The organism is Paenarthrobacter sp. 10N417, from assembly GCF_056394745.1.
The window spans coordinates 13,421-24,389 of the sequence record NZ_JBFTIL010000029.1 but is presented as its reverse complement, the minus strand read 5'-3'; the positions used below and the strand labels follow the sequence as shown (position 1 = coordinate 24,389).

Sequence of the window (10,969 nt, the reverse complement as noted above, 5' to 3'; positions counted from 1 at the left end):
TCTCTCACATCATCGTGCCCTGGGCCGGTTGTTCTCTCACATAACAACGAAGCGCGTCCCCACCAGGGGGACGCGCTTTGCCTTAAGGGGACGGTTACAGCTGGTATTCGGCCTGTTGGCCAAGGGTCTCGTGGATGCACAGAACATTGTTCTCGGTATCCATGAACCAAGCGCACTTCTCGGCGTCCGTGGTGCAAATGTGGTTATCGGTCTTGAGATCAGGCTCGTCGTAGTCCTGGAACTTGACGCCTTGGGCCTCCATCTCCGCAACAGTTCGCTCGATGTTCTCGACCTCAAAGCTCAGGGCGGTATGACCAGAGTGCTTACCGTCCGTGACCGGCAACAACTGCAGCATGGGGCCGCCGTCGTTGCCAAATAGATCATTTCCATCCCAGGTCCTGCCGCGATGCGGAAGGCCGAGCTTTTCAGCGTAGAACTCTCGTGCGCGGCTCAGGTCATCGACAGGCAGGACGGTTGTGGCTGTGTTAAGGGCTAGATGCATTTGGCCACCTCCTACGCTGAAAATTTTACGCTGGGCGGCTCCGGAAGGATCCTACGAATCATGTCCTAAGGTTGAACGATGGGATTTAGCAGGTCTGCGCTTGATGCGTTTCGGGGCCGAACCCTGCCCGATTTGGTTTCGGACCAGACGAGGCTCCTGTTCGTCGGCATCAATCCTGGCCTGCGTGCTGTTGCAGTACAGGCGCATTTCGGTGGCGGCAGCAATCGATTCTATCCAGCGCTATTCCGTGCCGGCATCGTCGATCGCCGGATAGATGCCTCGGCAGGTTTCCGTCGCGAAGACCTCAACCATCTGCTGGACCGGGGCGTTGGAATCACGTCCATAGTTGCGGGAGCTTCGGCGCGCGCGGATGAACTCACGCCCGAGCAACTCCTTGCCGGAGCCAAGGCACTATCTGCGCGAGTTGAACTTATCGCCCCAGCAATGGTGGCGGTTTTGGGAATCAGCGCCTACCGGACTGCTTTCGCCCGGCCGCGGGCGCCCTGGGGACGACAGCCCGATTCGCTTGGAGGTGCCCCGGTTTGGGTGCTCCCGAATCCAAGTGGCTTGAACAGGCACGCGAGCCTTGCTGATCTCGCCGACGCCTACCGTGAAGTCGCTGTTGCGGCTGGCATCGAACCCCTTGCAGATCCGGCATAGCAAACGCCAGTCGGAAACCTTCCGGTAGTCGTCACAGTCCGTCAATGAGTCCGTCGATAATGTTGCTGAACCTCTCGGCGGGCCCGCCTGTTTTGACCAAGACGCTTAGCCCGATGACGGAAGCAACGAGTTGGCTGGCGACAGTTTCGGGGACCTGACCGGTGCGGAATTCTCCAGACGCTTGTCCTTGCACGATTGCCTGCCTGAACACAGCTTCGATCTGAGAGAACATCTCGTTCGCAATCTGATTCACCTCGGCGTCGGCTGCGCCGAGCTCCGCCGCAGCATTGACCATGACACAACCGCGTTGATGCTCGCCCACGCCGGCCAGTGCCATGAGTGCCTGTTTGAGACGCGGTCGGATTGGTCCGGGAGCTACAAACATGCCCGTTAGGTACTCGACTCTGGCCTCGCTGTAGCGCCGAAGGGCACGCAGAAACAAGGCATGTTTGCTCTCAAACGTGTTGTACAGGCTGCCCTTGCCGATTCCCAGCTCGGTGGCCAACTCCTGCGGCGTTGTGCCGGCATACCCTTGGCGCCAGAACAAGTCCATCGCTCTGTTGACAGCCTCACCAGCCTCAAATTGCATCGGTCTACCCATGGGAACAGCGTAGCGCCCATGATATTGTACTTCTAGGTCAAAAACCGCTGTTGAGCACTTGTCCGACCCTCTACGTTGTTAGAAACGGGAACCCATTGTCTATACATCCGCCCTTGGAGAAGACCGCCTCAGCGCCTTCCCCTCGTACCCGCGTCCCCCTGAATACGCTCGCTATACCGCTTGGTTTGGCTGGCCTCGCACAGGTTTGGTCGGCGGCGACCTCGTCCTTCCAAGCCCCGATCGAACTTGCGCAAGCATTCTGGGTGATCGCCGCCATTGCCTGGCTTTGGACCATCGCGGTGCACGTCCATCGCGGGAGGCGCACGGAACAGTCGCTCTCTGATCAGCTCAAGCACTTCGCGCAGGGCCCGCTCGCCGCCTTGCTTCCGATTGCAGCCATGTTGATTGGGGCGGGGCTGCACCGCACCATTCCTTTAGCCGGAACCATTGTGACCGGTGTTTCCATTGCCGTTGCAGCCGCGTTCGCCGCATGGATTTTGAACTTCTGGATGCGCGGCGAGTTGCCACTTGAATCCGTACATGGCGGCTACTTCCTCCCCACCAGCGCGGCAGGTTTTGTGGGTGCGCTCACCGCAAGACAGACGGGACTTGACTGGCTCGCCGTCGGAAGTTTCGCCGTCGGCCTCTTCTTCTGGCTCGTGATCTCTGTGTTTTTCTTCCTGCGACTCGCGCTTCGGCCTACGATGCCGGACTCGCTTACTCCGACCTTGGCAATCATGATCGCTCCGCCGGCGGTTGCGGCGGCCGCGTGGCTTGCCATTTCGGGGGGTCGACCAGACTATATGTTCGAGGGGTTGACGGCCATAACGGTGTTAATGGTTTTGATCCAGCTCACACTATTGCGGCGCTATCGGGCCTTGCCGTTCTCGCTGGGCTTCTGGTCGTTCACGTTCCCCTTGGCAAGTGTTGCCGCACTTGCCATCACGTGGTTGCACTTGGGCAGACCGGCTGCCTGGGAGGCTATGACGATTGGAGTGCTCGCGATCGTGACGACTGCCGTTGTGCTGGTCGCGGCGAAATCAATCGCAGTGTTTTTCCGCCTCGCCGCCACGGCCCGGCGACAAAGGGCGAGAGAGGAAACGGGGAAACCGGTCCGGATGTGAGAGAGCATCCAGGGGAAACCGGTCAGGAAGTGAGAGAGGGTCAGGCGGCGGTGTGGAGGCCGTCGAAGGCCATGGTGATGACGTCGTCGGCAAGTTTCTCGGGGGAGAGGGAGCCGCCTGGCTTGTACCACTCCACGATCGAGTTGATGGTGCCGAACAGGAGCCGTGTGACCGTGCGGGGATCGATGTCCTGGCGCAGGGAGCCGTCCTGCCGGGCAGCGGCGATGAGCGCGGCAACCTTGTGGTCGAAGGCGCGGCGACGTTCCAGCGCGTCGCGTTCGATCTCGGTATTTCCGCGCAGGCGCAACAGCAATGTGACGAATGGCAGCCTGTCCACCAGCACCGCAATGGTTTGCCGAAGCACGAACTCCAGCCGAGCATCTGCCGCCCCGGAGGTGGCGGCAGGCTCGTCCAGGATGGCCTCCAAGCCGCCGAGGGCGTGGTCCAGGGCGAGCTTCAGCAGATCGCCCTTGGACGGCACGTGGTGGTAGATGGCTGACTTGGAGATCCCGAGGTTCTCGGCCAGGATGCCCATGGACGTAGCATCGTACCCGTGGCGGTTGAAGACGTCGACGGCGATGCGGAGCACCGACTGCTGGTCGTAACCGGGCCGTCCGCGCTTGGTGGTTGTCTCAGTAGGCATGGTGGCATTTTCTCACGATCTCTAGACGGGCTGCCGTTCAGCGACGCCGCATGTCAGCCCTTCGGCCGCATGTCGTAGATCCGGCGGAGCTTCCCGTTGGAACGCTCGAGGGAACCGGGCTCCACAACGTCAACTACGCAAGAAGACCCCACGTGAATCTTGATCTGCTCGCGCAAAGTACGGGCCGCCGTCGTGCTTGACTCTGCGGGGACGTTTTCCCGCCGYTCGATTTTCACGGTCAGCGAATCCATGCGCTTGCCCTCGGGGCGGGTGATTTCGAGCTGGAAGTGCGGGCTGAGTTCGGGGATGCGCAGGGCGATTTCCTCGATCTGGGAGGGGAAGAGGTTGACGCCGCGCAGGATGATCATGTCGTCGCTTCGGCCGGTGATGCGGCCCATCCGGCGGTGTGCCGGGCGAGCGGTTCCAGGGAGCAGGCGGGTCAGGTCCTTGGTGCGGTAGCGGATGATCGGCAGTGCTTCCTTGGTCAGCGACGTGAAGACCAATTCACCCGGTTCACCGTCGCCGAGGACTGTCGAGTGATCAAAGGGATCGATGATTTCGGGCCGGAAATGGTCTTCCCAGATGTGGCAGCCGTCTTGCGTTTCAACAGCTTCGCCAGCGACGCCCGGGCCCATGACTTCGGAGAGCCCGTAGATGTCGCAGGCCTTGATGTTCATGGTGGTTTCGAGTTCGTGGCGCATCTCTTCGGTCCACGGCTCGGCGCCAAGCACGGCGTACTTCAGCGAGGTGGACGTGGGGTCGATGCCCTGGTGGGCCATGGCGTCGGCGATCGTCAGCAGGTACGTGGGCGTGGCCAGGATGGCGTCCGGCTTGAAGTCCTGGATGAGCTGGATCTGGCGTTCGGTCTGGCCGCCGGACATCGGGATGACCGTGCAGCCCAGCGCTTCGGCGCCGGCATGGGCGCCGAGGCCGCCGGTAAAGAGACCATAACCATAGGCGTTGTGGACCTTCATTCCAGGACGGACGCCGGAGGCGCGCAGGCAACGGGCCACCAGGGTTGCCCAGTTGGCGAGGTCGTTCTTGGTGTAGCCCACCACGGTGGGGCGGCCGGTGGTGCCGGAGCTCGCGTGGATGCGGGCAACCTCGTGCTGCGGGACCGCGAACATGCCAAACGGATACTCCAGCCGGAGGTCTTCCTTGGTGGTGTACGGGAACTTGCCGAGGTCGCTCAACTCGCGGAGGTCGGTCGGGTGCACGCCTGCTTCATCGAACTTGCGCTTGTACAGCGGCACGCGATCGTAGGCATAAGCCACGGTGTGCTGCAGACGGTTGAGCTGGAGTGCTTCAAGCTCGTCGCGGGACATCGTTTCTTCGCGGTCCAGGACGGGCGCGGTTGCCTCGGAGGTGGACGACGCGGGCGCGGCGACGGTGTTCTGGGTCATCTGGAGTTCCTACTTCTTGGAGATGGTGCGGCTGCGGCCCCGGAACTCTGCAATGAGTTCTCCGGGATCTGGATCGGGGGTGGCGCCCGCGGCGCCTGGTGAAGCCGCGTAGATCTGGATGTCGTAGAGGCCGCTGCGGCCGGTACTCGCGCGACGGTTTGCGACGGCGGTAATCACCTGGCCTTCGAACGCCGGCTTGATGAAGTTGATGTCGACGCCGGACGCCACCGTGATGTTGGCAGCTTGCTTTGGCGTGGGGTTGGCCGGGTTGCAGGCCAGTGCGAAGGCGGTGTCCGCGAAGGCGAAGATCATTCCGCCATGGGCCATTCCGAATCCATTGAGCATTTCCTGGCGGAGGTGCATGCGGATGGTGGCATGGCCGTCGTCGATCTTAAGGACCTCAATGCCCATCCATTCAGACGCGTAGTCGTTCGTCAGGATGTGGTGCGTTGCACCGGAGAGGGTTGTTTCAACCATGCGTCATTGCCTCCAGCTTTATTTACCGAATGTTCATTAGGTAATCCCAGATCGGGCCAACTGTCAAGACTGGACAAAGCTTGGGCGAGGATTTGGACGCGCCTAGTAGCCTCGAAGACATGCCCGAAATTGAGCTTCCGATCATGACCGAACGACTCATACTGCGGCGTTTCGAGGCCGAGGACCTGGACCGGTTCCACGCTTATCAGTCGCTGCCGGAGACCGCCCGATATCTGTTCCGCAATGAACTGACCAAGACGCAGTCCATGGAGGTTCTGGGCCGCTATGCGAATGCACACTTCAAGCATGAAGGCGACTGGGCCTGCCTCGCCATTGAACGCCAGGACCGTCCGGGACTTATGGGTGAGATCGTCCTGAAATGGCTGGAGGGAACAGGCCAGGCTGAGCTTGGCTGGATCCTCCACCCCGAGGGCAGGGGCCAGGGAATAGCGACGGAGGCGGCTGAGGCTGTCATGAAATTGGCATTCGGCCAGTTGAACTTCCACCGCATAGACGCGAAACTCGATGCGCTCAACACTGGCTCCGCCGGTATATGCAAACGCCTAGGCATGCGCTTGGAGGCTACCCTGGTGGACAACTGGCACTACAAAGGCCAGTGGGCCACCGAGAACATTTATGCGATCCTCGACTCCGAATGGCGGGCGCGCCAAGCGGGATCTTGACGTCCCGGCCAACTCGTGGTGCACGCCAAAGCCAGCCCACCGCCGTCGCGCGTTTAATCCTGGATCGGCCAGGTCTTGTGGTGCCTCAGCTGTTCGGTCAGTTGTGCCTCCGGCAGTGGCCGGCTGAAGTAGTAGCCCTGCCCGCTGGTGCACCCAATGCTGAGCAGGAAGTCTGCCTGCTCCGCTGTTTCGATTCCCTCCCACACAGCACCGAGGCCGCACGCACGTATGAGCTGCAGGACTGCCGCGAGGAGGGCGGGCTGTGCGGGATCGCTGCCGAGGGCCGTGAGGAGCGTTCTGTCCACCTTGACGGCGTGCACGGGCAAGCGGCGGAGGTAATCGATGGAGGAGTATCCGGTGCCGAAATCGTCGATCTCCATCTCGACACCCAGCCGCCGAAGACTGTTCAGCGTGTACCGGTCAAGGTCGTTCCCTTGAATGACGGCGCTTTCGGTCAGCTCCAGAACCAGCAGCGACGGGTCCAGCCCGGCCGAAGTCAGGGCTTCGCGTACGTCCTCCACGAACTCCAAACGCTGGAGGTCAGCGGCGGACACGTTGATGCGCATGTTGAAGTCGTGGCGCCCCGTGAGGGGGTCGCTGCGCCATCGCTGCAATTGCTCGACGGCGGTGCGCAGCACCCACCCGCCCAGATCGGAGATCATTCCCGTTTCCTCGGCAATGGGAATGAACTCATCCGGCATGATCATGCCGCGGGTGGGGTGTTTCCAACGGACCAGGGCCTCGACGCCTTCAATTCCGCGGGTGTCCAAGCGAATGATGGGCTGGTAGTAGAGCACCAGCTGCGAACCGGCGATCGCTTCTTTGAGCTCACCCACGAGTTGGTTGCGCAACTGCCGGGCAAGGAGCATGTCGGTATCAAAGACCTTCAATTTGCCGCGACCATCAGCCTTGGATTCGTACATGGCGATGTCCGCTTCCATCATCAGTTCCTCGGCACTCTTGCCGGGATCTGCCATCCGAAGGCCCATGCTGGCGCCGCACCGTACGTGTTGGCCGTCGATCTCCATGGTCCCGTCCAATGCAGCCAGGATCCGATTACCGATGGACGCCGCCTTCGCCGGGGTAACTTCCTGCAGCAGGATTGCGAATTCGTCGCCGCCCATGCGGGCAACCATGTCCTCCTCGCGGACGGCAGCACTGATGCGGGCTGCCACCGTTTCCAGCACTTTGTCTCCGATGGTGTGGCCCAGGGAGTCATTGACGCCCTTGAAGCCGTTCATGTCCATCAGCAGGATGGCCGGCCGTTGATTGCCATTGGGGCCCCTGGCCTGGGATTCCGCGAGCGCGGTGGAGAAGGCAGAGCGGTTGTGAAGGCCTGTGAGGGGATCCGTCATGGCCATGTGCTGCATTTCGCGGTGGGCCTCGTGCAGCTGCCGTGTGCGGTCTGCCACGCGCTGCTCCAGCTCTTCATAGATAATCTGGAGGTCCTCGGCAAGGAGGTTGGTGCCCATGATCACGGCGTCGATCTCGTCGCGGGCATCGGAGATTTCAATCCTGGTGTTCAGGTCTCCCGCGGCAAGCCTGACGATGCCGTCCAGCAGCAATCCCAGACGTGGATCTGGTGCGGCATTCGAGTTTTCCTCGGACATGGTCACTCCCCGTGCGGTTCGCCTCGCTGATCAACCATATCCCGGAGGTACGCACGAACGGCCGAGCTGCGATCAGGGAGGGCGGCCTGATCGAAAAGGTTTGCGGTTTCGCTGAAAGTCGCGACGGCTTCTTCCCGCCGGCCCAGTGCGAGCAAAGTCCTGGCCAAGAGGAAGTGCGACTCTGCAGAGGTTTGGGTGGCGAGGATGGAAGACCGGGCACACAAGGGCTCAAGGATGGTGAGGGCTTCCTGCATATCGCCGTTGAGATAGTTCCAGTGGGCGCGGACCAGGGACATTTCCAAATGGTCCCGCTCGGAACCGCCCACGATGTCTGTGGCGAGCTCGGCCCTCTCGATGCATCGCAGGGTAGCGGCATCACTCAGCCGGGCCTGAAGCCGCATTTCCGCCGAGGCGCGATTGAAGCGTGCCCACAAGTCCACGTCCTTGGATGGGGACAGCCGTTCGGAAGCAAGATCGTGGTACCGGCTGCCATCTTCAACCCGGTTTGCCAGGAAGGCAACGTTCCCGATCACCCAATAGCCCTTGCCCGCTGTGTCTTCGTCGATGTCTTCGGTAAGCAGGGATTCCAGCTCCAAGCATTCACGCCAGGCATCGTCCAGCAGCCGGCTTTCGGCAAGGGAGGCAATGAGCGCACGCTGCGCCAGGATCTGCACATACACCAAGTCCGCGTCCCGGGCAGCCAGTTTGGCGGCATCCGCAGCCATGGCGGCGGCCTCGGCCAGACGCCCCAGACCCTGGAGGGCAACGGCAACCATGGTCCCGGCTTTGGCGCCAAGCTCAGGCGAGGAGGCCGTGAGTTCGTGATCATTCAGTTCCCGTGCCAATGCCAGATATTCCTCGATCCGGCCTTGGTCCCGGAGGCATTCCGCCTGCAAGTAACGCATGTTCCACCAAGACAGTTCATCGCCGGCATCAATGGCAAGATGTGCAGCTTCACCGGCTAACCGAAAGGCCTCGTCAAAGTGACGTTCTTTCCATTTGGCGCGCGCATTGAGTCCGGCTACAAGATGAGGCGTTAATTGTGGACTCTGCATGTGCCCATTATCCATGTCCATAGCGAAGAAAAGCTCGTATAGTTTGCCTCGTGACCTTTTTCAAGTCACACCGGTAATTCGCATCAGTATGAAAGGGCACAGCGGATGAAGAAATTTGCGGCAACACTGCTCATGGCAGCAGTTCTGGCAGTAACGGGGCTGGCTGCTCCGGCTAACGCCGAGCCTTCGCAGGATACCAACAGTACGGCAATCGGCTGGTGGCCGAACAGCACAACCACCAAAACGAATACCACCACCATAGGTTGGTGGCCGAACTAAATTGGGGGAGCGCCTCTCAAGGCCAGATGACTCAAACTGATGCCCTGGGCTTTTGCTCGGGGCATCAGTTTTGTTGCGGATTGTGTCGCAGATTAGTGACTTTGCGGGTCAGCTTTCAGGGCAGCCATTGACCAGCGTGTCATGGACGGGGACAGGACGCCATGAGGGCGTCAAGTGCCAAGGAGGGGGCAGTCAACTGATTATTTGGGGGCGTCAAGTGGCCGCTACCGACCACTAAACGGGGCCCTTCGGGGGCCACCAAAGCCGCCGTTACGGACCACCAACCGGCAATTCAACGGACACCGTAGTCCCGGACCCCAGCTTTGAGTCGAAGATCATCCGTCCCATATGGCGGCTGATGATGTCCTGGGCGATCGCCAGCCCCAGACCGCTTCCGGGAACAGCAGCTGCCGTGGCGTTGGAGGCACGGTAGAACCGCGTGAAGATGTGGGGAAGATCGTGTTCGGGGATGCCCAAGCCTGTGTCCGCCACTTTGACCAGTGCTGCACGGCCACCGTCTGCCGATGCGAACATCGAACTCGTGATGCCCACCCGTCCACCTGCCGGGGTGAACTTGATGGCATTGGCCACGATGTTGGTGAAGACCTGTTCCAGCTTGGCTTCATCGGCGGTGACCTCCACGTCCTCGGTTCCCTCAGTGAAGGACACAGCGACGTGCCGTGACTCGGCCAAAGGCCGCAGCGTGGCCACCACTACTTGGAGAAGCTTGGCGATGTCCACAGGTTTGAGGTCCAGGTTGCTTCCGTCCTGCATGGACACCGTCAACATGTCCTCGATGAGCCGGCGGAGCCTGTCGGAGTTCCTTGCGATCACGTCCAGCATCTTGCTGATGCCCTCAGGAACCGGGCCGCCCGAACCATCCCTGATCATGTCCAGGTAGGCCGTGATCGAGGTCAGGGGGGTCCGGAGTTCATGGTTGACGGTTGCCAGGAAGTCAGTTTTGGCCTTGTCCAACTGCCTGAGCTGGTGCAGTACCCGTTGCTGGGCGCTGATGAGGTGGCCCTGAATGAGTCCGTGCGCCACATTGCCGGCCACGTGCTGCATCAATGCGATCTCAGGCCGGGTCCAATCGTGCCGTTCCTCCACCGTGCTGAGGAGGATGATGCCTAAGGCCGCACCACCTTCGCCGACAGGCAGCAAAACTGACGAGACCGGGTTGAGCTCGCAGGACCAGTCCTTCAGCGCTTGGGTAATCCTGGATTCCGGTTGCGTTCGGTGATCGGTCACAGCAAGAACGTCAGCTTCGGCCCATAGCCTGTTGGCTGCCTCTACGATCAGGTTCTCGCTCTCGCCCAACCTGGCGGGAAGCATCGGCGTGCCCGGGCGGTTCCATTGGGCACGGATTGAGGGAACGCGTTCGTCCCGGAAGGTAGCAAACCAAACGTGGTCCATGCCGAGGGCTTCGCCGAAACCTCTCACCACGTGGTCGGCAATCAGTTGGGGATCGTTGGTTTGCCGGATGGCGGATGAGACGTTCCGGAGGCTCTCCCTGAGGGCTTCTACCTCTCCCCGGGACCGTGCACGCTCCCGGGACCTGCCGATCAAGGTTTCAACGCGGTAAACAAGTTCATCGGCACGCACCGGGTTGATCACATAGTCCACGACGCCCCACGCTTGGGCTTCTTCCAGGTCCACGGATTCACCGGCGTTGAGGAGCAGCAACACAGGAACACCAGGACTGCGAAGACCATGTGCCAGGGAGTTTTCCAACACCACTACAGCGGGAATACCGGCTTCCAGCCGCGCGGCCATGGAAGCGGTGTCTGCAGCGGCGAAAACTTCGAACCCTGCGGCCTTGAGCGCAGCCTTTGTTAAGGCCAAACGATCAGCGTCTGAATCCGCCACGAAGGCGGAGCGGGAAACGTGCTGCACATCGGCCCCGTTCTTACCCACTGAGCCCCCTCCGTTACA

12 protein-coding genes are annotated in these 10,969 nt (G+C 61.1%); 4 read left to right on the top strand and 8 right to left on the bottom strand.

What is annotated here, in order from left to right; all coding sequences use genetic code 11:
• Positions 1–94: 94 nt before the first annotated feature.
• Complete coding sequence (locus AC1DCM_RS24645; RefSeq protein ID WP_442003521.1) at positions 95–502, bottom strand: VOC family protein; 408 nt, start codon at positions 500–502, stop codon at positions 95–97.
• Positions 503–580: 78 nt separating this feature from the next.
• Here AC1DCM_RS24645 and AC1DCM_RS24640 point away from each other — a divergent pair, with 78 nt between their 5' ends.
• Entirely contained in the window at positions 581–1,162 is a 582-nt protein-coding gene (locus AC1DCM_RS24640; protein WP_442019050.1) for a mismatch-specific DNA-glycosylase, read from the top strand.
• Between the two features lie 31 nt (positions 1,163–1,193).
• Here the strand turns inward: AC1DCM_RS24640 and AC1DCM_RS24635 are convergent, their stop codons facing one another.
• A complete protein-coding gene (locus tag AC1DCM_RS24635) occupies positions 1,194–1,751 on the bottom strand; it encodes a TetR/AcrR family transcriptional regulator (RefSeq protein WP_477520077.1) in 558 nt (185 codons plus the stop codon).
• Between the two features lie 62 nt (positions 1,752–1,813).
• Between AC1DCM_RS24635 and AC1DCM_RS24630 the strand changes: the two genes are divergently transcribed.
• The gene (locus tag AC1DCM_RS24630) at positions 1,814–2,887 is read left to right on the top strand and encodes an SLAC1 family transporter (protein WP_442019048.1); all 1,074 of its coding nucleotides are present in this window, start codon (positions 1,814–1,816) and stop codon (positions 2,885–2,887) included.
• A gap of 40 nt (positions 2,888–2,927) precedes the next feature.
• Here AC1DCM_RS24630 and AC1DCM_RS24625 read toward each other — a convergent pair whose 3' ends face one another.
• Genes AC1DCM_RS24625 through AC1DCM_RS24615 form a run of 3 tightly spaced genes read right to left on the bottom strand, consistent with a single transcriptional unit; the run spans position 2,928 to position 5,410 of the window.
• Complete coding sequence (locus AC1DCM_RS24625; protein ID WP_442003525.1) at positions 2,928–3,530, bottom strand: TetR/AcrR family transcriptional regulator; 603 nt, start codon at positions 3,528–3,530, stop codon at positions 2,928–2,930.
• Between the two features lie 53 nt (positions 3,531–3,583).
• Positions 3,584–4,933, bottom strand: coding sequence for a phenylacetate--CoA ligase PaaK (gene paaK / locus AC1DCM_RS24620; RefSeq protein WP_442019047.1), 1,350 nt, complete (start codon positions 4,931–4,933; stop codon positions 3,584–3,586).
• Positions 4,934–4,942: 9 nt separating this feature from the next.
• On the bottom strand, positions 4,943–5,410 hold the full coding sequence (locus tag AC1DCM_RS24615; RefSeq protein WP_224088717.1) for a hotdog fold thioesterase: 468 nt from the start codon (positions 5,408–5,410) through the stop codon (positions 4,943–4,945).
• Between the two features lie 119 nt (positions 5,411–5,529).
• Here AC1DCM_RS24615 and AC1DCM_RS24610 point away from each other — a divergent pair, with 119 nt between their 5' ends.
• Complete coding sequence (locus AC1DCM_RS24610) at positions 5,530–6,093, top strand: GNAT family N-acetyltransferase (protein WP_442019046.1); 564 nt, start codon at positions 5,530–5,532, stop codon at positions 6,091–6,093.
• A 53-nt stretch (positions 6,094–6,146) separates the two neighbouring features.
• Here AC1DCM_RS24610 and AC1DCM_RS24605 read toward each other — a convergent pair whose 3' ends face one another.
• The gene (locus AC1DCM_RS24605) at positions 6,147–7,703 is read right to left on the bottom strand and encodes a putative bifunctional diguanylate cyclase/phosphodiesterase (RefSeq protein ID WP_442019045.1); all 1,557 of its coding nucleotides are present in this window, start codon (positions 7,701–7,703) and stop codon (positions 6,147–6,149) included.
• 2 nt (positions 7,704–7,705) lie between these two features.
• Complete coding sequence (locus AC1DCM_RS24600) at positions 7,706–8,758, bottom strand: hypothetical protein (protein ID WP_442019044.1); 1,053 nt, start codon at positions 8,756–8,758, stop codon at positions 7,706–7,708.
• Positions 8,759–8,863: 105 nt separating this feature from the next.
• Between AC1DCM_RS24600 and AC1DCM_RS24595 the strand changes: the two genes are divergently transcribed.
• Positions 8,864–9,037, top strand: a complete 174-nt coding sequence (locus AC1DCM_RS24595; RefSeq protein WP_442019043.1) for a hypothetical protein — start codon at positions 8,864–8,866, stop codon at positions 9,035–9,037.
• Between the two features lie 270 nt (positions 9,038–9,307).
• Here the strand turns inward: AC1DCM_RS24595 and AC1DCM_RS24590 are convergent, their stop codons facing one another.
• Entirely contained in the window at positions 9,308–10,951 is a 1,644-nt protein-coding gene (locus tag AC1DCM_RS24590) for an ATP-binding protein (RefSeq protein ID WP_442003530.1), read from the bottom strand.
• Between the last annotated feature and the right edge of the window lie 18 nt (positions 10,952–10,969).

Coding starts and splice junctions, on each gene's coding strand:
- AC1DCM_RS24640 (WP_442019050.1), top strand. CDS start 581: ATGGGATTTAGCAGGTCTGCGCTTGATGCGTTTCGGGGCCGAACCCTG.
- AC1DCM_RS24615 (WP_224088717.1), bottom strand. CDS start 5,410: ATGGTTGAAACAACCCTCTCCGGTGCAACGCACCACATCCTGACGAAC.
- AC1DCM_RS24605 (WP_442019045.1), bottom strand. CDS start 7,703: ATGTCCGAGGAAAACTCGAATGCCGCACCAGATCCACGTCTGGGATTG.
- AC1DCM_RS24600 (WP_442019044.1), bottom strand. CDS start 8,758: ATGCAGAGTCCACAATTAACGCCTCATCTTGTAGCCGGACTCAATGCG.
- AC1DCM_RS24595 (WP_442019043.1), top strand. CDS start 8,864: ATGAAGAAATTTGCGGCAACACTGCTCATGGCAGCAGTTCTGGCAGTA.
- AC1DCM_RS24625 (WP_442003525.1), bottom strand. CDS start 3,530: ATGCCTACTGAGACAACCACCAAGCGCGGACGGCCCGGTTACGACCAG.
- AC1DCM_RS24645 (WP_442003521.1), bottom strand. CDS start 502: ATGCATCTAGCCCTTAACACAGCCACAACCGTCCTGCCTGTCGATGAC.
- AC1DCM_RS24635 (WP_477520077.1), bottom strand. CDS start 1,751: ATGCAATTTGAGGCTGGTGAGGCTGTCAACAGAGCGATGGACTTGTTC.
- AC1DCM_RS24610 (WP_442019046.1), top strand. CDS start 5,530: ATGCCCGAAATTGAGCTTCCGATCATGACCGAACGACTCATACTGCGG.